The sequence below is a fragment of the Christiangramia lutea genome (genome assembly GCF_022489035.1).
Classification (GTDB): Bacteria; Bacteroidota; Bacteroidia; order Flavobacteriales; family Flavobacteriaceae; genus Christiangramia; species Christiangramia lutea.
In genome coordinates this window covers 470,498-493,043 of the sequence record NZ_JAKVTV010000003.1, presented here as the reverse complement: position 1 = coordinate 493,043, position 22,546 = coordinate 470,498, and the positions used below count along the sequence as shown (strand labels likewise).

Annotated in this window: 22 protein-coding genes; all 22 read right to left on the bottom strand. The window is 34.2% G+C overall.

The features are described 5' to 3' along the window. Position 1: 1 nt before the first annotated feature. Positions 2–982: a polysaccharide deacetylase family protein gene (locus tag ML462_RS11565; protein ID WP_240713976.1), complete on the bottom strand. Its 981-nt coding sequence runs from the start codon at positions 980–982 to the stop codon at positions 2–4. Positions 983–1,020: 38 nt separating this feature from the next. Next, on the bottom strand, positions 1,021–2,247 hold the full coding sequence (locus ML462_RS11560; protein WP_240713975.1) for a hypothetical protein: 1,227 nt from the start codon (positions 2,245–2,247) through the stop codon (positions 1,021–1,023). Positions 2,248–2,250: 3 nt separating this feature from the next. Continuing rightward, positions 2,251–3,192: a GNAT family N-acetyltransferase gene (locus ML462_RS11555; RefSeq protein ID WP_240713974.1), complete on the bottom strand. Its 942-nt coding sequence runs from the start codon at positions 3,190–3,192 to the stop codon at positions 2,251–2,253. Beyond that, a complete protein-coding gene (locus ML462_RS11550) occupies positions 3,189–4,301 on the bottom strand; it encodes a glycosyltransferase family 4 protein (RefSeq protein ID WP_240713973.1) in 1,113 nt (370 codons plus the stop codon). The genes ML462_RS11555 and ML462_RS11550 overlap by 4 nt, the downstream gene beginning before the upstream one ends. Continuing rightward, complete coding sequence (locus ML462_RS11545; protein WP_240713972.1) at positions 4,298–6,514, bottom strand: glycosyltransferase; 2,217 nt, start codon at positions 6,512–6,514, stop codon at positions 4,298–4,300. The genes ML462_RS11550 and ML462_RS11545 overlap by 4 nt, the downstream gene beginning before the upstream one ends. Further along, positions 6,511–7,662, bottom strand: a complete 1,152-nt coding sequence (locus ML462_RS11540) for a glycosyltransferase family 4 protein (protein ID WP_240713971.1) — start codon at positions 7,660–7,662, stop codon at positions 6,511–6,513. The genes ML462_RS11545 and ML462_RS11540 overlap by 4 nt, the downstream gene beginning before the upstream one ends. Beyond that, complete coding sequence (locus ML462_RS11535) at positions 7,659–8,519, bottom strand: sulfotransferase family protein (RefSeq protein ID WP_240713970.1); 861 nt, start codon at positions 8,517–8,519, stop codon at positions 7,659–7,661. The genes ML462_RS11540 and ML462_RS11535 overlap by 4 nt, the downstream gene beginning before the upstream one ends. 9 nt (positions 8,520–8,528) lie before the next feature. Further along, positions 8,529–9,404, bottom strand: coding sequence for a polysaccharide deacetylase family protein (locus ML462_RS11530; RefSeq protein WP_240713969.1), 876 nt, complete (start codon positions 9,402–9,404; stop codon positions 8,529–8,531). Between the two features lies 1 nt (position 9,405). Beyond that, positions 9,406–10,332, bottom strand: coding sequence for a glycosyltransferase (locus tag ML462_RS11525; protein ID WP_240713968.1), 927 nt, complete (start codon positions 10,330–10,332; stop codon positions 9,406–9,408). Between the two features lie 8 nt (positions 10,333–10,340). Then, positions 10,341–11,276 carry a sulfotransferase gene (locus ML462_RS11520; protein ID WP_240713967.1) on the bottom strand — a complete coding sequence of 312 codons (936 nt, stop codon included), beginning with the start codon at positions 11,274–11,276 and terminating at the stop codon, positions 10,341–10,343. 58 nt (positions 11,277–11,334) lie between these two features. Then, on the bottom strand, positions 11,335–12,465 hold the full coding sequence (locus ML462_RS11515; RefSeq protein WP_240713966.1) for a hypothetical protein: 1,131 nt from the start codon (positions 12,463–12,465) through the stop codon (positions 11,335–11,337). Continuing rightward, complete coding sequence (locus ML462_RS11510) at positions 12,462–13,370, bottom strand: sulfotransferase family protein (RefSeq protein ID WP_240713965.1); 909 nt, start codon at positions 13,368–13,370, stop codon at positions 12,462–12,464. The genes ML462_RS11515 and ML462_RS11510 overlap by 4 nt, the downstream gene beginning before the upstream one ends. Continuing rightward, positions 13,363–14,439 carry a DegT/DnrJ/EryC1/StrS family aminotransferase gene (locus ML462_RS11505; protein WP_240713964.1) on the bottom strand — a complete coding sequence of 359 codons (1,077 nt, stop codon included), beginning with the start codon at positions 14,437–14,439 and terminating at the stop codon, positions 13,363–13,365. The genes ML462_RS11510 and ML462_RS11505 overlap by 8 nt, the downstream gene beginning before the upstream one ends. Then, on the bottom strand, positions 14,436–15,119 hold the full coding sequence (locus ML462_RS11500; protein WP_240713963.1) for a sulfotransferase: 684 nt from the start codon (positions 15,117–15,119) through the stop codon (positions 14,436–14,438). Before ML462_RS11500 ends, ML462_RS11505 begins: the two co-directional genes overlap by 4 nt. After that, entirely contained in the window at positions 15,116–16,546 is a 1,431-nt protein-coding gene (locus ML462_RS11495; RefSeq protein ID WP_240713962.1) for a lipopolysaccharide biosynthesis protein, read from the bottom strand. Before ML462_RS11495 ends, ML462_RS11500 begins: the two co-directional genes overlap by 4 nt. Beyond that, positions 16,547–17,413, bottom strand: coding sequence for a glucose-1-phosphate thymidylyltransferase RfbA (gene rfbA, locus ML462_RS11490; RefSeq protein ID WP_240713961.1), 867 nt, complete (start codon positions 17,411–17,413; stop codon positions 16,547–16,549). Then, on the bottom strand, positions 17,410–18,471 hold the full coding sequence (rfbB, locus tag ML462_RS11485) for a dTDP-glucose 4,6-dehydratase (RefSeq protein WP_240713960.1): 1,062 nt from the start codon (positions 18,469–18,471) through the stop codon (positions 17,410–17,412). Before rfbB ends, rfbA begins: the two co-directional genes overlap by 4 nt. Positions 18,472–18,474: 3 nt before the next feature. Then, complete coding sequence (locus tag ML462_RS11480) at positions 18,475–19,731, bottom strand: sulfate adenylyltransferase subunit 1 (protein WP_240713959.1); 1,257 nt, start codon at positions 19,729–19,731, stop codon at positions 18,475–18,477. A gap of 71 nt (positions 19,732–19,802) precedes the next feature. Beyond that, positions 19,803–20,708 carry a sulfate adenylyltransferase subunit CysD gene (cysD, locus tag ML462_RS11475; RefSeq protein WP_240713958.1) on the bottom strand — a complete coding sequence of 302 codons (906 nt, stop codon included), beginning with the start codon at positions 20,706–20,708 and terminating at the stop codon, positions 19,803–19,805. Continuing rightward, positions 20,708–21,304, bottom strand: coding sequence for an adenylyl-sulfate kinase (cysC, locus tag ML462_RS11470; protein ID WP_240713957.1), 597 nt, complete (start codon positions 21,302–21,304; stop codon positions 20,708–20,710). The genes cysD and cysC overlap by 1 nt, the downstream gene beginning before the upstream one ends. Continuing rightward, positions 21,297–21,758, bottom strand: coding sequence for a DUF2061 domain-containing protein (locus ML462_RS11465; RefSeq protein WP_240713956.1), 462 nt, complete (start codon positions 21,756–21,758; stop codon positions 21,297–21,299). The genes cysC and ML462_RS11465 overlap by 8 nt, the downstream gene beginning before the upstream one ends. Then, the gene (gene cysQ / locus ML462_RS11460; protein ID WP_240713955.1) at positions 21,751–22,545 is read right to left on the bottom strand and encodes a 3'(2'),5'-bisphosphate nucleotidase CysQ; all 795 of its coding nucleotides are present in this window, start codon (positions 22,543–22,545) and stop codon (positions 21,751–21,753) included. The genes ML462_RS11465 and cysQ overlap by 8 nt, the downstream gene beginning before the upstream one ends. Between the last annotated feature and the right edge of the window lies 1 nt (position 22,546).

The window sequence follows — 22,546 nt, the reverse complement described above, 5'->3', positions numbered from 1 at the left end:
TCTATAAGTACTTAGCTCTATTCCCTAGTTCGGCCATAGTTAGACTTTCAAAATCATATTTTTTATTACAATATTGGTAATGCTTTAAAATAGTTTCTAATTGATTTAAAGACTCTTTAGGAAATTCACCAAAATTATGTGGATGCCACCATAGATGATAAATCTTTTTATGCTTCGCTGAATGAGAAATTTCTTCTTTAATTCTCCTCAATTTAAAAAATTCTAGCATTCGATTGCTTGAGAAAGGCCTCAGCATTCTACTAGCTTTTTGATGTATCACCGCATTCGAGTTGGCCTTAAGGTCTTTCAGATTATATGATTTATCATGGAATCCGAAATAAGCATCTCCAGAACGAAAAATCTTTTGAGACAAAGTATCCTGTTCTGGGTTATTCCAATACCAGTTAGAAGGATTGGTTCGGATGTTTTCAATACCTAGCTCTTCACATATTTTTACATATTCTTCATTGAATTGATTCCTTGGAAAAACAAGCGATTTTAATTCTATTCCAAAAGTTTTTGAAAGCTTTACGGCAACTTGTAAATCTGATTTGAACATCTTTAGTTTTTGTCCTTCTTCTTTGCAATAATAATGTGAGTAGGTGTGAGTTGCTAATTCCTGTCCATGGGTAGAATTAATTTGTTTTATTAAATCGGGAGCAAAACAAAACTCCTCAGTTGAAGGAGAAACTATGGAAGTTCCATATTCATATGGATTTAATTTTTCATTTTTATAATATGGAATTACCTTTGGATAATTCGATTTCCATTGATTCCATCCCCTATTGAATAACATACCGACAGTGGCCCAAGTAGCATGAATTCCATATTCTTGAAAAAGTTGAAGTATCTGAGGGATTACTTCTTTGGTATTCTCAAAATATTCTTTTTTATTTCTCCAGTCTACTTTATCGAATATCCCCCAAAGCAGTTCGAAATCCAAGGATATCACTAAGAATCCAGAATTATTCAGTTTAGTCATTTATATATGATAATTTTCTCAAGCATTTTTAAGTAATACTATTCTATGCTATATGCTACGGCTATTTCATCTTGCCTTTTCTTTTTCAGCATTTCCAGCTTCCTCTTTCTTATCATCATACTAACGTATTTCTTTTGTGCCAGATAATAGTAGATTACAAAGAAGAGGAAATACATTACCATTGATTTTTGTCTCATTATAATACCCAAATTAGACATTACAAAAGCCATGGCAAGAGAAGCGAGAAAAAATGTTGTAAGACTCATTTTTACACTAATAGGCGATTTCTTCAAGAACTTTATAAAATCTTTTTTCAAAATCTTGAAGAAAAGAAAAAGATAAATGAGATTCTCTACAGAGACTATTAACCCTAAAAATCCAGGGGCATCAAAGAATAAAGGTCGAAACCAAAATGTAAATAATTTTAAGGGTAAAGGGTAATTAACCATATCGACTCCAGAACCGGAGCTACTAAGAGCATTAGCTCTATCTTCAGAGAAATTCTCAAAACCTTCAACCAAATTTTCTGAATCCTGTAATCCTGCAATTCCCAGAATGCTATCCTGCATTATAACTAGACTCCCTGTCATTACAATAAAAACCATGGCTTTTTTCCAGAATGCTATTTTTTCCTTTCCTGTAAAATAACCTAAAACAGTACCTACTGCAATAAATAGAAAAACATGAGGTCTTATATAGTACGTTATTAAAGAGCCTATCAATAGGATACCCCAACGTTTTTTAGGTTCTCCAATAGCATACGCAAACATCATAAGTCCCATAAAAATTGGTGCTCCTTTACCCAATGAGGCTGTCCAAAAATGCATATTAGGAAGAAATAAAATCAAAGTTAGCAGATCAACTCCCTTGAAAACCTTGATTTTTATTGGAATATTTTTCCTGAAAAATAAATATGCATATACAAAGCCTAAATAACCCATCCAAGCATAAATCGCCATCATCATTTCATAACTAAAACCAAAAAAATTGATAAATGGATAAGATAAAAAATCTATAAATGTGGTACTTGTCCCATAAAAGCTAAACCAGCTCTCGTTTGATAACTGTGGCCGCCAGAAATACAATTTGGAGTCAGAGTTATTATAGAGGGCATATGTATAGTAGACTCCAGCAAAGAAAAAATGATAAAAAAAGAGGTAATTCATCTTACTTTTATCAAAGAATTTATGTTTCCTTGCCATCTCACTAAAAAGTATCTGGCTGATTAAAAACAAGATAAATATTAATAAAATACCTCCTAACATCCCTTAAAATAATTCTAGATCACCCAAAGTATAATTCCATTCTTCCTCATCTAAAAATCGATCATGATTTTTTTCAGAACAATTAATATTCTTGAAAGTCAGAACCGGACCAAAATTCCCGCTTACCTGTATACGAAATAAATTATCACGGAAACTATAAGAAATAAAGTTAGGTTTATACACAGAAGACCATTTTTTAATGACTTTCCTTGCCAACTTCTTACCTTTTTCTGAATTATAAATGCATTCTGAAATTCTCAATTCTAAAAAACGGCCTCGATCTTTCAAATAGGAAGCTATGAAAATATCCTCATCATTATATACAAAATAAGGCTGGATTTTGTTATTCAGATATCTCCACTGGAGATATTTTGAAGATTTAGGAGTAAATAACTTTTTGGTTTGAATCAATCCATCATTATAATGCTCTAATAAAGGTTCTAGATTTGTCTCAAGTTTTGTAGATTCATAAACCGGTGTCTTACTTATTTTACCTATTAACCGAAACGGTGATTGCGGAACAATATTCGTACGAACTTTTCCCACTTCTTTCCAACCCATCTTTAAATAACCTGGTTTGCTCTGGGCATTTGGCGTATTAAAGACAAAGTGGTCTCCATTTATTTTCCCTTCTTCAAGTGCCTTAAAAGTAAGTTTTTTAAAAATACCTTTTCCTTGATGCTTTGGATGGGTTGCTGTATCTACTGCTCTAAAGGCACTATAGCTTTTGGAACCGTATTGCCATTTCCATCTCATAAATGCACGAACACCAATTATACCTTCCTCTTCTTCAGCAACGAAAACTAAACTTTTTCCAAAGGGATTATGCACATGTTTATACTTCCATACTTCTTTTGTTTTTTTGGAGGAAGTTTCTCCTAAACTTGCCTTTAGAACATTTACAATGGGATCTAGGTCTCTATCTGTTGCTTCTCTTATCTTCATACCGCTAATTCGGAATATTGTCTTTCTAAATTTTCTACCATAGATTTCAAGCTGAAATCTGAAATAGCGCGATTTCTTGCAGCTCTTTGTAAATCTTTTAGTTCGGTTGGATTTTCAGATAAAAAAATCAATTTTTCAGACAAATCTTTCCACTGATCTACTTCAACCATCAAACCATCTTCGCCATCATTTATCACCTCTTTTATTCCACCGGCATCTGTAGTCACTATAGCGCACTCCATACTCATAGCCTCCAAAAGAGCTATTGGTAAACCCTCGAAAGAAGAACTCATCATGAAAATATCCATGGCATTGAAGTAAGGTTTTGTTTGCTCCTGAAGTCCTGGCATTATAATCTTATCCACCAAATTATGATCGGTTACTGCCTGTTTGACTTCGTCTTCAAGTGGACCTGCACCAACTATTAGACCATATACCTTTTTTGAGGTGCTGTCAGAAAATTTCTTAAATATATGGATCCATTCTTTTATTCGCTTTTGAAACCTAAAAACAGAAACAAGTCCCACTACTATAGCATCTTCTGGAATTCCGTATTTTTTTCTAATATCTGAATCTTCATAGTTCCGCATGAATTTATCTGTATTTACACCGTTAAGGATGGTCTTTACAGGAATCTGAGGTTTAATATTTTTTATAATCGAATTAGAAACATCCTGTGAAACTCCAACGGCCAGACTTTGAGAATTAAAGGATTTTTTATTAAGTATCTTAGTGATCGGATGATAGCGCTCCTGCATGTTGTGTTCGGTATAGATCAAGGGTATTCTGGTTCTATTATGTACAATTCTACCAACAAATCCAGCCCAGGGTAAATGGCAATGAATAACATCTATCTGTTTCTCCCTACAGTAATCTATAATCTGCGGAAATTTCGAGATTAGTTGAAAATTATTCTTCGCCTGTAAACATTGAACATTTCCTCCTTTTATTTCAATTTCTGAAACCATCTGATCTTTCCAGGGAAGAAAATAGATAAAGTGAAAATCAAATTTATCCGTATCATGTATTGCCAGTGTTTCAGGCAAAAGCATTTCGGCCCCTCCTCTTCCCAAGGATTTTATTATATGTAGGATTTTTATTTTCTTCATTTGTAATTCTTCTCTGTTATAGTATTCCTATACACTTGCAAGAAGTTTTCTGCTAAAACTGAATTATTGAACTTATTTAAAACCAATTTTTTAGCCTCAAGAGTTTTAGATGATTTATCTTCAGTGAGAGCATTTCTCATTGACTGTACGAAAGATTTTAAATTATTTGGTTTTACCAAAAAGCCGGTATTCTCATTAAGAACTTCTGAGATTCCACCTACATCGTAGGCTACCACGATAGTATTATAGTTCATGGCCTCTAGGATAACTCCTGGAAGCCCCTCAACCAGACTAGGTAAAACGAGCATATTCGCATAATAAATATATGATTTTGGTTCTGGAGTTTCGCCATGAAATATTACATTCTCAGAGATACCAAATTTTAGAATAGTTTTTTCAATATCTCCTTTGAGAGGTCCTTCCCCAATGATATGCAATATGGAATTAGGATGTGACTCAAGAAAAGCCTTATGTATTTCGAGTAAGTGTTGATGATTTTTTTCTGGAGTAAGGGAACCAACATGGACAATATTAATGACACCTTCTTGGTATGGATTTTTAAAATCAATATTAATCATGTTGTCAACTCCAGTAGTAATCACATTAGTTTTGTTTGTAGTAAAAGGGTAAAGTTCATTGAGGTCTCTTTTAGAGGATTGAGAAACAGAAACCACCTGATCTACTTTTTGAAATAAAAATTTATTCAGTTCTCTAGATAGTTTACCCTTTACGTAATAACTAGTCAAGCTTGCATTCCTAAAAACAATAGGTACTTGCCAGCCGAAGATCTCACGTGAAAGTATAGTATATTTAAGAGTGTCTGAAGCATTAGCCTGTACTACATCAGGCTTAAAGTCCTTTATTATCTTCGCAATAGTTTTCCAACCAAAATAATCGGCATATCTAAAGGATTGTATTCTTTCGAGAGATTCTATTTCTTTATGAAATGGCAATTTCGCTGTACCGTCATAAATACTGTAAACCTTTACTTCATGCCCCTTGTTTTCCAGCTCTGTTGACAATTGAGCACAAAATATTTCTGCGCCCCGATATTGTTTTTTTTGAATTATCTGCAGAATTTTCAATTTTCCTTGAGGATCGGGCGTAATACCGGCAAGATCAGCATACAATTCCTCAAACTTCCGAGCGTTCTTCTTTGGATTGAATTGCTCTACTACTAAATTTCTGGCATTCGTCCCTAAAGTTTTTCTTAAGGTTTCATTCTCGCAAATTTCAACAATTTTGTTCCTGAATCTGTCCTTATCAAAGTTATCAATGATAAAGCCTGTTTGCTCATCGATGAGAACTTCTTTTACACCACCTACATTTGAAGCCACGGTTGGCTTCTCCTGAACAGCCGCCTCTAAAATAACCCCTGGTACTCCTTCTACCAAGCTTGATAATACCACACAATCAGAAGCAGATAGCAATTCCGGGATATTTTTTCTGAATCCTAATAAAAAAACGGTTTCTTTAAGTCCGTTATTCTTGATCTTTTGATCAATATCTCCATAAGTGACACCATCTCCTACGCAGACTAATTTTATTTCGGGATGTGAATTTTTCAAATCCTGAAAGATTTCGAGAAGAAATGTATGATTCTTCTCGGGGCTGAAATTCCCTACGTGCATTACTATTTTCGAATCTCCTTCCAGTCCGAGCTCCTTTTTTAACTCAAAACCGAAATCTTCGTTATTAAGCTTGTCGTTTGGAATTCCCCTTCGAATTACCGAGGTCTGTTCTTTTGGATAATTTAGAGTTTCAATTAGATCTTGAATCGATTCAGATCCAACAGAAGTGACGTGATCCACCCTAGAGAATATCTTCTTATATAGGGTAAGTTTAAGATCAGAACCAAGCCATTCACTTATAGTGCTAATATTTCTGTATACCAGAGGCCTTTTTTTTAAGTAGAAGTTTGCGAGAACCATATATTTTAAGGTATCGCTTCCATTGCACTGTATTACATCCGGGTTTGCATCTTTTACAAGCTTGACTATGGTTTTGATTAGCGAAATGGAGATCGCGCTGCTTTTTCCTTCAGAAAGATCAAGATTTTGTGCGCCTTCTACTCTCAGTATATTCGAATCATTCTTGTAGAGACCGGCAAAAATTATTGAATGACCAAAATTAATAAGTTCTTTACTGAGATTTGCGGCAAAGACCTCAGCTCCACGATATTGTCGTTTGGTTACTAATTGAAGAATTTTCAATTGATTAAATCTTTATATAAATTAAAAATTCGATTGTGAATATCATCAATTTGGAATTTCTCATTATAATTTTCCAAACTATTCTTACCGTATTTTTCACGCAACTCTTTTGAGGTGGCAAAAAACTTTAATTTTGCTGCCAGATCTTTAGTGTTTGAAGTTTCAAAAAGGGTTGCGTTAAAATCTTCTCTAACTACTTCTTCAAAAACCTTAATATTGGAGGCTATTATGGGTAATCCAGCCGCCTGTGCTTCTATTAAAGAACCACCTAAGCCTTCATATAAAGAAGGAAAAACGAAAACATCAGCTGCTAAAAGTATCTCCTGAATATCATTTCTATGACCTAACCAGTCTATGGGAGTTTGAATATCATTATTATTCAAGTATTCTTTAATTTCTGAAGTCAAATTTCCTTTTCTACCACAAAAAATGAAATGTGATTTTAATTTTTTTAGTTCGTCATCAATTAAGTAAATTGCCTCTAGAAGATCGGTTTGAGCTTTTTGATATTCCTGCCTACCCACATGAACAAATAGAATAGCATCTTCATCAATATTCAATTCTTCTCTGATTTCTTTATGTACTAAATCCTTCTCCGCAAGAAAGCGGTTCTTAGACCTCCCTCTTGGGATAACAGTAATCTTTGAAGGTTTAATTTTTAGATGATTTGAAGCATGATTTTTAACTTCCTCTGTTAGCGCAATAAAATGATCTACTCCTTTTGATTGAGTATAGCGGTTCAGATATTTATATGCAGAAAGCCCAAGATTATTGATCTTAGGATCATTGTAGCGAATTTTTGAATAACTACAATTAACGATATATTCAAGATGGAAGAAAGAAATGAACTGCTTAGCAAGCCTTACACGAATAGCCGATCTAAATAATACTGATTGAACTAAATCTGGTTCAAATTCCTCAATAATTCCGGCCAGGTTCCTGGCCTGCGAAATTAAGTTACCGTTTTTTAGAAAAGTAACATCAAAACCAGCTTCAAGTATCTCTTGTTCAATACCAACCTTACGATGTTCTAGAACAACAATTTTGAGATGAACATCAGGCTGGCTCTGGAGGTAATACCATAAATCAGCATTAGACCTTTCTGCCCCTCCCGTACCTAAACTATCTTGAACATATAGAATTTTCATAAAACCTTGTAATTGTACTTTTTAAGATGTTCTGATGCAACAGAATTAATTTTTTCAATATCTACTTCAGAAAGTTTCGAAAGGCTTCTGGAGTTCATATTCTTGATCTCGCTACTTTTCTCATGAACCGAGAAAGACCTTTCAGATAATTTATTATTAAATCCCTCGAGACCTAAAAAAGTTGTGATTTCTTTCATGAGCCTATCGGGATCTTCGGTAAACTCCTCGTATGTGATCTCAAAAACATTTTTTAAGTTCTCCTTTTCTTTTTCAAAAACATCTAAAGTGTCAACCCATTGTTTGGCACAAACTTCTATAGGGTATTTCTCTTGCTTCTCATATTCGTTACCGGAAATAATTTTGGCTTTTCGTTGAATACCTTCAGAAACGGCATAACCATTTCTCACGATATGAATAAAGTATGCCGGCTGAAATTGTTCATTTAAAAAAGATACTCTACAAACATTGGAAATAGATTTTTCAACAAGGTAAGGTTTGGATTTATAAAAATGAGACCAGTGCTTTTTAATTTTTTGAGCAGTTTTCGGTGTTGTGTCTTGACCAGTCTTCAATTGATCATAACATTCAGACCACATTCTTCGCCACCCAAAATCTTCAGGTTTTAACAACTCTGAAGTTAGCATCACTCCTTCATCGGGCAATCCGGAAATTTGAGGGTGATTTGCTAATATTTGGTTTAAAAGGGTGGTTCCAGAATTATAACATCCAAGTATAAACACCCATTTTTTATTTTCTAATGTATTACCGGAAAGCTCAAGCCCTTTATAGAATAATTTATTAGTTCTATTTCTTGAAGCTAATCTATGAAGAATCGATTTTCCCTTGTATTTAATCATCTAAGTTTGTTAAACGCCAATTTTTTGCCGAAGATTTAAAATTCTGGAATGAAGACCAGACACTTTAACTTTAAATTCAGATAGATCATCATCTGCATTTACCCTTATACGGGATATCCGCATGGGATTAATCTTAGTTATATCCTTATTTACCTGATGATCAAACAAAAAAGCTATTTCAATGCCCTCTTCCATCAATGTGTTTTCAGAATTTGGCTCCCAATTACCATTGGGATAAGCAAATACGGAAAAATTCTCGCTAAGATCTAAATCTTCAAATTTAGATTTAGCAGCATTCATTTCTTCCATGATTTGAGCCTCATTACATTTATTAATCATTGGATGCGTATGGGTATGGTTACCAATAAAAATCCCATTATCATTAAGCTCTATGAGTTGCTTAGAAGTTAATTGCCCAGAATTGATTAGGGGAAGCGACTTCAAATACTCTCTTCGCTCTTCTTCCGGAACCTTTTTTAGCCGATCTACCTGCTTCCTGGCTTCTGAATATAATTTACCTTGTCTTTCATACGCTTTTTCCACCCATCGGCACCAAAAAGTCTTATTGCTATCGATTAAATCGGTTATTATAAATATGGCTGCTGGAACCTTTAATTTTCTAAGAACAGGAAAACCATTTTCATACACGGTTATATCACCATCATCAAAGGTAATTAAAAGTGAGTTTTCTGGTAATTCAAGCTGATTATCCAAAGATTTTCGCAAATCTGAAATTGTAATAAGGTGATAATTTTCCTTAAGAAATTTCACCTGTTTTTCAAATTCATTTTCATCAGGAACCGTGTGATAAGCTAGTACCTTTAAAGACCTGGAGTTATTTGAAAAAGGAAACAGGTTAAGTAAATCGTATAATATTGATCTCATCCTATAACTTTTCTGAAATTTTCTTATGAAGTTTGATCGCGGTTTTAACCGGAAAAACTTCAAATAATCCTGCCGCAACTAATGCTTTTTTATTACCGCATTCTATAGATCTTTTTAAATAATATCTTGCGTCTTTTTTTTGGTTATTATGATAACAAAGCCACATAAGCTTATAGTTCCATCTTCTTTGCAAATGTTGATGTTCTTTTATTTTTTCAGTATGCTTTTGAATCATCAGTTTATAGCTGCGAAGTTTCTGAGAGGAATCTTTTCTAACTCGATGCCCTGAGTGGTCGTAAGTATCCACAAGAACTTCAAGCGTATGTGCAAAATCAAAATCCTGGACTATACGTAGCATGAAATCAGTATCAACAGCAGCACGAAGATTCTCATCAAAATACCCGGTTTTATCAAAACAATCGCGTCTTACAGTAAAACCAAAATCAGTTCCAAAATATAATCCATTCAGAAAAAAAACATAAGGATCATTTGCTTCCATTGGCTTCCATTTTTCAGGCGCTGAATGGTCAAGCTTGTTTCCCTGAGCATCTATTCTATTTACGTTACACCAAAGAAAACCTGGCTCATCGTATTTCTGGATTAATGAAAACATCTTCTCCAAAAAGTCTGGGTGATATTGATCATCGCTATCAAGATAACAAACATATCTCCCATTTGCCTTCCTGGCGCCCAAATTTCGTGCTCCAGCGTTTCCTTTATTTATCTCATTCTGATAAAAGCTTAAATTAGGAATCGAAAGACCTTCTACTACTTCTTTAGTTCTATCGGTAGAACAGTCATCAGCGATTATTATCTCATAATCTTTATAAGTCTGGCTTGCCACACTTTGAATAGCTTTCTCAATAAGCTTTTCTCGGTTATAGGAAGGGATGACAACTGAAAAATATGGATTTTTATTGTTACTCAATTTATATACTAATTTTTGTGTAGTTTAAACCATGAAAGTAAATCGATTAAATTCAAATCAAATTCTTTCATTTCTTCAAGATACCTGGTATCCTTTTTTAACTTCACTTCTCCTCTCTTAAAACGAAATCTATTACCATGAACCAAATGATTATCCTCGATAAAATATGCGTTTTGAGAATTTAAAATAGAATTAGAGGCAATTTCAACTTCCATCAGATCCCCTATTGTCTTTAGAACATCTTTCGGCTTCTTGACCATATCTTCGTATGTTACTTCAACCGATCTTTTATCTTCCAAAAATTTACGGGTCTTAGTATTTATATAATTCCATCTTAATGTATCATATACTAAATACTTATAGTTCAAAGTAACTGTATTACTTTCTTCATCTTTTTTCTTCAATTTTTTTTGACGCGAATAAACAATTCCTTTCACGTCTCTTATCAAATGTAAATAAGAGAGATCAAATAATCCTGTGCTTTCAAGATACTTCGCGTACCATAGCTCCTTAGAACCATCAACTATTATCTGCCCCTCTCCCTTATACAATTCTGAATATAAAGTAGAAATCACTTCGGTATATATTTCAGCCTCGGGACCATGTATTTTTCCTTTCTGAATAAAATCTTCTTTATAGCCGCACAAAATTTTACTATTGAGCTCCACTCCTCTTTTTGATTTTATTTCTTTAATTTTTTCAGCAACCTTATCAAAATAAGGAAGCCAAAAGTCACACTCGTATAGCTGACTTCCACATGAACATTCTTTCTGAGGATAGAATGAAGCTTTGTTCTTTCTTGGATACCACAATCTTTCCATTTCTCCTACATGCAAAAAATGTGTTGATTGACTTATTAATTCACCAAAAACAGTACTTCCGCTTCTAGGGTAACCAAGCATTAATAATATTTTTGGTTTATTCGATAGTAGTTTTTTTTGCATATAGTAGTATTGGTTTTACATATAATTTAGAATAGTTCGGATTTCGAGTGTAAAAAAATCAATTTAGTAAATCTTTATACCAACCATTGATTACTTCATCAGAAAAATATGATGAGACTATATCATGATTGTGCTGCTGCTTCTCGTGTGACAAAGTTGAAAATATTTGACCTTTTTTCAAGTCTTTTTCAAAACTGAAGATATATACGCCTATATTTTTATAAAATTTGAGTAAGTTGTTATCTTCCCTCAAATAAACCTTCACGCCATTATTCAAAAGGTAATTTATATTATTACCAGCCTCCTGTCTTCGATGGCCGAAAAATGCAACATCAACTCCATCCAATAGTTCGTAATATTGGGCCTTTGGTAAAAAATTTAAGATGGGATAATAAATTTTTCTGAAGTTTTGTTCACAAAATGTATTTACAGAATCGGCATTCTCTTTATTACCATAATTAAGGGGTACATATAAATTATCGATAGCATTTTTATACTCATTTCTGTTCAAAACATTCAAAATAGAAAGATGATTCCCAGAAGCGGAAGCCGAATGATTTACTAGGACATTATACTTATTACTGTCTTTGTTTAGAGAAAATTTTCGAGGATAGTTAACAGAGTCATATCGAAAATTCCTGAATTCAGCCTTTGTTTTGAAATGCTGGGTTAAAAGCTCGTAATCATAGATATTCCAGAAGCAAAAGAAATCCAAATTAAATATGAATTGCTTAATTTCCTTCTGTTCCTTTTGTTTGAAAATTTTTACGAAATTTTTCCGTAAAGTCTTTCTAACTTGAGATATGAAACCGTTATCCTTCTTATCAAATAAATCATATCTGCCTAATCTATACAAATGTTTATATAAATCGTTTCCATAGAAAATCCAATAGGTTTCGATTTTATGATCTTTGAAGATTTCATTGATCAGTTTTGCTTTATAAAATTCCAGGTAGTGAACAAAAATCTTAACCTCATTAGTATTTTCAATGGTTTCAAGAATTTTGGATTTTACTTGATCTAATTCAATTGAAAACTCAAAGAATGACACATTATCTCGGTTTTCCACAAAATAGCTATCCTGCTTTTTTACATTACAAATAAAGATATTTTGCTTTTGAGAATTAATACTCGTTCTCTCAATAGCCTGATTTATAAATTTCTGATCATCAACTAAGTGAATATTCATGTGCCCTCTTTAATATAATCCAGCTTATAATCAAATTTCTCCAGAGTTGAAGCCGCGATCTTCTCAAAAAGCTTTTGTTGGACTTCACTCATCTCACTTTTATATTTTTCAATATTTTTTTTATCGATAGGCTCTCTTGTCTTTTGTTTCCATTCTAAAGTTTCAGAAGGCTCCAATTGCTTGTTTTGGTTATATTCATGGAACTGCCTCATTGACTGTTCAAAAGGTAATTCCAGCAGATTACAAACATCTTTCAGACTTTCATCAAAACCTGTTACAAGGTCTTCATATTTTAAAATGTGAAAATTACCCTGAGGTAATCTTTTCGAAAACTTTAAAATTTGCTCATTATTTTCTGACCATTCTTTTGCAATCTCTTCTATATCGGTTGGTAAGTGTGGTTTGTATTTAGATTTAATTTCTTTTTTGGAAATAGCCAGATATGAACAAGCCACATCCCTCCCATCTCTAATTAGAAAAAGAAACTTGGCCTTTGGATATATTGTATACAATAAATCGAGATGCTTTACATAATAATTGTTTTTATCGCCTAAAAATTCAGGAGTTTTAGACTGCTGCCTGGCATAAGATTCGATTACAAATAAGCATAGATCAGCGTAGGATTCAATTCTTGAATTTCCCGAAATATTAAACCTTAACTCTTCATAATTTAAGTTCCAGGTTTCTATTTTCTTCGAAGTCTTTAAGTCTTCAACGAATAGTTGAACCTCAGAATCGTTATTAGTATTGGATAAATTCCAGGTTTTATACTTTTCATACCACCATTGAATAAAACCACATTCAGGTGGAACACATATATCACTGTGACTTGTTAAAATTAGCCTGTATAAAGATGTACCAGACCTAGGATTTCCTATTACAAATAAAGGTTCAAAATTATTCATTTACACTGTTTAAGATTTCAACTATCCTCCTTAAATCTTTTAATTCTAACCCCTTGTATAATGGAAGGCATAAAATTCGTGATGAAATGGATTCTGAGATAGGCAAGGAAATAGCATCAATATACCCCAAAGTATTAAGAGATGGATAAAAATATCTTCTGGGTACAATATTCTCATCATTTAGTAATTTTTGAAAATGAAGAAGATTGTCTTCACTCTTAAAAATTACAGGATAGTAACTATAATTCCATTCCGTGCCCTCTCGTAATCGCAGCTTATCAAGATTTGAGAAATCTAAATTTTCATTATAATATTCTACGATATCTTTTCTATCAGAGAAAACTTGAGACATATGAGGAATAACGCTTAATCCCATAGCTGCTTGTAATTCACTCATTTTAGCATTAATTCCAACGCCCTCAAATTCTCCCGGACCATTATGACCAAAATTATGACTGAAAAATAATCTTTGATTTAATTTATCACTATTGCAGAAGAAAGCACCGCCTTCTCCAGTATGAAAAATTTTAGTTGCATGAAAACTACAGGTGCTAACGTCGCCATAATTAAAAATAGAGTTTTCCAAATACTTTACTCCATAACAATGTGCTGCGTCATAAATAACTTTTAAATTATTTTTTTCTGCTATCTCTTGAATAACCTGAACATTGCATGGATTCCCAAAAACATGAGTTGCTAGAATAGCCGTAGTCTTAGATGTGATTGCCTCCTCAATCTTGCTTTCGTCTATAGTTAGGTACTCTGGATGGATATCTACAAAAACCGGCTTACAATTCTCCCATACAATTGAAGAGGTAGTAGCAACGTAACTAAAGGGAGTTGTAATAACTTCCCCATTATTTGCTAAATTTTTCAGTGCAATTTGTATTGGTAAGGTCCCGTTAGTTGTTAAGGTAACATTGGGAACGTCCAAAGTTTTTTTAATACGTAATTCTAGTTCTCTAACAAGTTCACCTCTATTAGTAAGCCATTCATTTTTCCAAATGCGCTCAAGTTGTGTATTATATTCCTCTAAAGGAGGAAAAAAAGTTTTAGTTACAGGAATCATGAGGTCGTTTTATTAGCGTGAATACTATAATCTTTAGCCACATCGATATTAAAAGATTTACCTAATTTCTGCCATTTTTCAGGATCTTCTAATAAGTAATGATCTAATCGATTTTCATCAAATTCATTGAAAAACTCCTTAATCTCTCTTATACGCAGTAAATAAAGGGCTTTATAATGTTCTCGATGTCTTTCTTCGATTGTCAGACTTTCATCTTTTATACTGCTATAAAAGTTGTCTTTCTGAGAGCTATTTTGATAAAAATCCCATTCTCTTCTATAGATTTTGGAATGTCTATAGGTATTACCAAGAGTTCTACCACTGGAGTGTTTTTTTAACGAATCGAACCATTTATCAGCATCTCTTTCAAACAAAATAAACCGTGATTTGGGAAAACGATGAAATAGAAATTTATAAAAATCCTGATACCACCATGGGTTGTCTTCAAATACCTGTCTGGTTTTAAAGTCTGATGAATTAAAAATACTTTCGTAGTCTCCCTTTAACCACTTCAAACTCCATTCATTTCTCTCACTAACAGGATAGGTGGCTACTCTGTAATCATGTTCCATAAAAAACTTACCTACAGAAGTTGTTCCGGTCTTCTGAAAAGAGATACAGAAAATTTTTTTATTTAAGTATGCCTGTAATACAGAATCTATCTTTCTAACATTCATCATCTAACAATTAAATCTTTTAGATCTCTCAAACTTTTAAGCTTCAATATATAACTTAATCCTACATATATTAATAAACCAGCACCGGCACCAATTATTGTCCTTAAAATATCCATAAAACCATTAATTAGACTATCTAAATAAAAAACAGCAGCACCACACAAACCTGCTAAGAGTATAGGTGCAGAAATATCCTTTACCTGTTGAAGAGTAGGATAATTTATAAACTTATCTGCATAGTATGAATTGATGAAAAAATTAATTACAGAAAGAATTAACTGTGAATATAATATACCGAAAATCCCAAACTGTAAACCTATAATCAGCCCCACTACAACTAATGCTTTTTTAATTACCTGAAGTTTAAGAACTAAATCTGAGCGACCTTTAACCTTTAAAATATTTAGATTATATGATTGAACCGGGTACAAAATCCCAGTAAGACATAAAATCTGAAAATAAGGAACTGCCGGAAGCCATTTTTCGGTAAATAAGAATCGAAATAGTGGCTCTCCTAAAACGGCTGCAAAAATCAATACAGGAGCAAGAACATATACTATCAGTTGCATTATTTTCCTGTAAATAGCTTTCAATTTTTTATTATCATTTTGAATACCTGAAAAAAGTGGGTATGTCACTTTATCCAAAGCATTCGAGATATTATTAACAGGCAGCTGTTTCATCGTTTCTGCACGAGTATAAAACCCAACCTGTGCAGGTTGAAAAAACTTTCCAATTAAAATTAGATAAATATTATTGAAAATCTTATTTAACAAACTCGATAATGTAATCTTATATCCAAAGTGGAAGTGTTCTTTAAATTTTTTTACATTAAAGACAGCACTTGGAGTCCACTTCGAATAAATCCATAACTGTACAGTTCCAATAAAAGCTGTTGCTATTTGACTCCATACTAAACTCCATACTCCAAAATCAAGATAGGCCAGTGTAATTCCAGCTATACCCCCAAGTAAAGTGGACGGTATTGTAATTAAAGTCTGTGTTTTAAAATCCATTTTCTTAGTTAACCTCGTACGTTGTACGCTTGAAAATGAATCTATGATGAACGTAATGCAGTAAAGCCTAATGATCGAGGTCAGAATATCTCGATCATAGAAATCTGCAATCAACGGTGCACAAAAAAATATTATTAAATAAATTAGAACACTGGCAGCTAAATTGAAGAAGAAAACCGTTGAAAAATCTTCCTGATCCAGATCTCTGCTCCGGATTAAAGATTGAGTTAAACCGGAATCCATCAGTCCCCGACCTATAGAGTAAAATACTGCTATCATCCCAATAAGACCAAATTCTTCAGGCAAGAGTAGTCTTGCAAGAAAGATGGAGACAATAAAGCTAATTAATTGATTTCCGAATTGCTGGGTAAATGTCCAAACAACTCCGGATTTTGCTTGTTTTCTTAAAGACATTTATAAGTTTGCTACAATATCTTTCAGGTACGCACCGTATTTTGATTTACCGTAGCGATCTATGGATTTCTGCAAGCCAGATTTGAAGATAAATCCTCTTTGATGGGCTACCTCCTCGATACAGCCAATCATAGTACTTTGTCTATTCTGAAGCACACGTATAAATTCACTGGCATCGTCTAGTGACTCAACTGTGCCAGTGTCAAACCAGGTCATCCCCCTAGTCATCACGCCAACTTCCAACTCTCCTGCCTCCAGATACATTTCATTAATCGTAGAAATTTCTTTCTCACCCCTGTCTGATGGCTCTACCTTTTTCGCATATTCAACTACTTTATTATCGTAAAAATAAAGACCCGGGACAGCATATTTCGATTTTGGAACTTCGGGTTTCTCTTCTATACTTATAACTTTTTTATCCTTATCAAACTCAACCACACCATATCGCTGTGGATCACGAACTGGATAAGCAAAAATAGAAGCTCCCTCTACATTAATTTTACTTCGAAGTAATGATCCAAATTCATTTCCGTAAAAAATGTTATCCCCTAGGGCTAGGGCAACTTTATCATCACCAATAAATTCTTCGCCTATTATAAATGCTTCGGCTAAACCATTAGGTTCATTCTGAACAGCATATTCGAACTTGCATCCTAAATCAGACCCATCGCCCAATAGCTTTCTAAACGATTCTTGATCGTGAGGCGTTGTGATAAAAAGAATTTCATTTATTCCGGCAAGCATTAATACCGAAAGAGGATAATAGATCATAGGTTTATCATAAACCGGTAATAATTGCTTACTTACCGATATGGTTATTGGATATAATCTTGTCCCACTGCCCCCCGCTAATATTATTCCTTTCATTCTGAGTATTGTTTTTTATAATAGTCTTGATAATCACCAGAAACTACGTGATTAAGCCAATCTTTATTACTCAAATACCAATCTATGGTTTTTGATAAACCTTCTTCGAAAGTTACTGAAGGTTTCCAGCCCAATTCGTTATTTACCTTTGAAGCATCAATAGCATACCTTTTATCGTGACCTGGCCTATCCTTCACATAGCTGATTAATTTGCTACAACTTCCCGCAGGTCTATTTAATTTGCTATCCATTACGTCGCAAAGAAGTTTTATCAAATCAATATTTTGCCATTCATTAAACCCTCCAATGTTATAGGTTTCTTTCTCTGAACCCTTGTGGAAAATTAGATCTATAGCATTTGCATGGTCTATTACATACAACCAGTCGCGAGTATATTTTCCATCTCCATATACAGGAAGTTCTTTGTTCTCAACTATATTATTGATAAACAGTGGTATTAATTTTTCCGGAAATTGATTAGGACCATAATTATTTGAACAATTTGAAATAATATATGGTAGTTCATATGTCTCTCCATACGCCCGAACGAAATGGTCACTGCTTGCTTTTGATGCCGAGTAAGGGGAGTTTGGATCATAAGAACTTTCTTCCGAAAACAAACCTTTCTCTCCAAGCGAACCGTAAACTTCATCTGTACTAATGTGATAAAAAAGTTTTTCATGGAGATTATCCTTCCATATTTCAATCGCAGCATTTAAAAGGTTCATGGTGCCAAAAACATTAGTACGGACAAACGCCAATGGATCTGATATTGACCTGTCTACATGCGATTCAGCGGCTAAATGAATAACTGCATCAAACTGCAACTCATGAAATAATCTATTGATGTATTCTGAATCATTTATATCTCCTTTTAAAAAAGTATAATTTTCAGAGTTTTCAACATCCTTTAGATTCTCCAGATTTCCAGCGTACGTTAAAGCATCTAGGTTATAGACATGGTATTCAGGATATTTACTAACAAATAACCGTACTACATGCGAACCTATAAAGCCAGCTCCTCCAGTAATTAAAATTTTTTTATTTCTTAAAGACATACACTAAACAATCATCCCCGCAGCAACGGTTTCATTTGTATTTTCATCTATCAGGATTATACTACCGGTATTCCGATTATCTCTATAAGAATCCAACATTAATCTGTGTGTAGTCCTTACAGTAACACGGGCAATATCATTCATCCCTAGATCCTTATCTTCCGTATTTCTATTATATGTGTTGATATCGATCTTATACACCACATCCTTGATCATTGCTCTTTGCTCGTTAGATGTATGCATAACGGTATATTTAGCCCTTGGCTTGGCTGCATCATTATTTAACCAACACAGCATTACATCAAATTCCTGCTCTCCTTCCGGCTGATTATTCTTTTTAACGATCATATCCCCCCTACTAACATCTATATCATCTTCAAGAGTCATAGAAATAGACATTGGAGCAAAAGCTTCCTCCACTTCTTTTTCACCGGCATTCATAGATTTGATCTTTGAGGTAAATCCTGAAGGCAGAACTGACACTTCATCTCCGGTTCGATAAATACCGCTGGCTACCCTACCTGCATAACCTCTATAATCTCTGTGTTCATCACTTTGAGGTCTTAGAACGGTTTGGACGGGGAATCGGGCATCGATTTTATTAATGTCACTACTAATATGTAATGTTTCTAATATACTTAATAAAGTTCCGCCACCATACCAATCCATATTTTCAGAACGATTGACGACATTATCTCCCAGAAGTGCGCTCATTGGTACGAAACGAACATCTTTTACAAGAAGCTTTGATGAAAACTCTTCAAATTGTGTTATGATCTCATTATACCTTTCTTCAGAAAAATCTACGAGATCCATTTTATTAATACATACAATTAAATGAGGTATGTTCAATAATGAAGCAATGAAAGAATGCCTTTTGGTTTGTTCAATAACTCCATGACGCGCATCGATAAGAATCAGCGCTGCATTTGCCGTAGAAGCACCAGTTACCATATTACGGGTATATTGAATGTGCCCAGGTGTATCGGCAATGATAAATTTTCTTTTTGGGGTTGTGAAATACCTGTAAGCAACGTCAATGGTTATTCCTTGCTCTCTTTCATCTTTCAAGCCATCAGTAAAAAGAGCCAGATCAACTCCGTCATGACCTTTCTTGGCGCTTGTATTTGTAACAGACTCTAATTGATCCTCAAAAATAGACTTTGAATCATATAGAAGACGCCCAATAAGCGTACTTTTTCCGTCATCTACACTTCCAGCGGTGGTGAATCTTAGTAATTGATTATTATTGATTTCCATTATTCTTTGCTAAACGTTTAATAAAATAATTTATAAGACTCTGAAACTAGTCCAGAGTAAAGTGGGTTTGATTAAAAATAGCCCTGTTTCTTACGGTCTTCCATCGCAGTTTCAGATCGCTTATCATCAGAACGATCTCCCCTTTCTGTCTTTCTCATTGCAGAAACTTCATCTGCGATCTTGTCAAGGGTGTCGGCATCAGATTCAATACCTCCTGTGATGGTAATATCTCCCAGAGTTCTGAATCTTATCTTCTTCTTTTCAATCTTTTCTCCGTCTTCTAGCTTTAAATATTCAGAAACAGGAATCCATGAATTATTTCTAAAGACCACTTCCCTTTCATGAGCAAAATATAGGGATGGAATGCTTATATTCTCTCTTTTTATATAATTCCAAACATCCATTTCGGTCCAGTTGCTAATTGGGAAAGCTCTAAAATGCTCTCCTTCGAATTGTTTTCCATTTAACAGGTTCCAAAGTTCCGGACGCTGATTTTTAGGATCCCACTCACCGAAATCGTTACGGTGAGAGAAAAAGCGTTCTTTTGCTCTTGCTTTTTCCTCATCTCTACGTCCTCCACCAATAGCGCAGTCCACTTTATTAGTTTCCAAAGCATCAAGCAAAGTTGTAATTTGAAGGGCATTTCTGGTGGCATTCTTGCCTTTCTCCTCGGCAACTCTACCCTGATCAATAGATTCCTGTACCGATCCAACAATAAGTTTTGCTCCAAGGCTTTCGATCAAATCATCTCGAAACTTGATCGTTTCCGGAAAATTATGCCCAGTATCCACATGCATTAATGCAAATGGAATCTTACTTGGATAGAAAGCTTTTTTTGCCAGATGTGTGACTAAAATAGAGTCTTTCCCTCCGGAAAATAAGATTACCGGATTTTCAAACTGTGCCCAGACTTCACGCAAAATGAAGATCGCTTCTGATTCTAATTCATCAAGATAATTCAGATAATATTTACTCATTACTTCTTTATTTCTAATTTTTCTAATACGTATTCAACGATCCTTGATACGGAAACTTCAGCCTTCTCAAGATCTGTTTTTACTTCTATATCTGGAAATTCAGGTGCCTCGTAAGGAGCATCAATTCCAGTAAAGTTTTTGATTTCACCAGCACGGGCCTTCTTGTATAGCCCCTTAACATCTCTATTTTCACAAACTTCAAGCGGAGTGTTAACGAATACCTCAACGAAGTCTTCGTCCCCGATTATATTCTTTATAAAATCCCGGTCAGCATTTAATGGGGAGATAAAAGAGGCAATCACTAGAGATCCGGAGTCCACAAATAATTTTGCTACTTCTGCAATACGTCTTAGATTTTCCTCACGATCCTTTCGACTAAAACCAAGATTATTGTTCAATCCTCCTCTGATATTATCGCCATCCAGGGAAAAGGTGTGAATCTCTCTCTCAAAAAGTTCCTTCTCAACCATATTGGCCAGAGTAGATTTTCCTGAACCAGAAAGTCCGGTGAACCAGACGACGAAGGATTTATGCCTTTTTAGATTATTACGATCCTTGCGACCAACATTAAACGTATGTGGTACTATATTATTCATCGGTATACTTTAATTCATTCTCTTTTTCTAACTCTTTACTTCTTCGCTGCTGAAGACCATAATCATATTTATACCAGGCTCTCTCATGCAAGTAATAAAGCACCATTTTTGTAACCAATTCTATTCCTCCAATTTTCAAGCCAGTCAACGGATTTCCTGAGATCCACCAGGCAAGAAGCATAGTATCCAAAGTACCTACACAACGCCAGGTTATGGTTTTTGCGATATGTCTTTTTCGGCTATCCCCATGTTTAGTAACTCCTGCTTTTATATTAAACCAGATTCTTTCATGTAGATAATATAAAACCATTTTGGTAATTACTTCTGAAAATCCAATTTTCATTCCAGTATAGGGATTACCCGTAATGATCCAGGAAAGTACAATGGTATCTATCGTTCCAACAACTCTCCAGGTAGCGGCTTTGGCGATATGTCTTTTATGTGTACTAGCCAATTGCCGAAACTGAAAAATGATTGTTCAGGAGATTTTCCCGGTTGTATTTCAATTCGACACCAGTTTCTTTGTCAACTACTTCAAGACCTACTGCTGAACAGATAGCCTGACCAGCTGCAGTATCCCACTCCATAGTAGGTGCAAATCTTGGATATATATCTGCATTGCCTTCTGCCACCAGACAGAATTTTAATGAACTTCCCTTTGAAACTACTTCAACTTTATCTGTCGAATTTTCCTTTAAGTTAGTAATAAAAGCCTTGGTATCATCATTTAGATGAGACCTACTTCCTACAACCCGAATTAGACCATCTTTCTTTTTAGGTGAAATTCTTGAAGATTCCGAATGCTTAAAACTTAAAGGATCTGAATCTTTTAATTCCTGCTTCCAAGCAGATTCTTCATCAGCATAATAAATTGTATTTTTACCGGGGACATAAATAACTCCTAACTTCGAGAGGTTTTCTTTAATATAGGCGATATTTACCGTGAATTCACCATTTCGCTTTATAAATTCCTTGGTACCATCAAGAGGGTCTACTATCCAGCAATCTGTCCAATTTTTACGCTCACTATATTCCAATTGCTTATTTTCCTCACTAATAATAGGAATATCAGTATTCTTTAAATAAGAATTAATTACAGCATTTGCTTTAAGGTCAGCTTTTGTAAGTGGAGACTGATCACCTTTATTTTCAATTTGAAAATCCTCACTATCATAAACCTCCATAATCACATTACCGGCATCAATCGCCGCCCTGATTGCTATATCTAATTTTTTATCCATA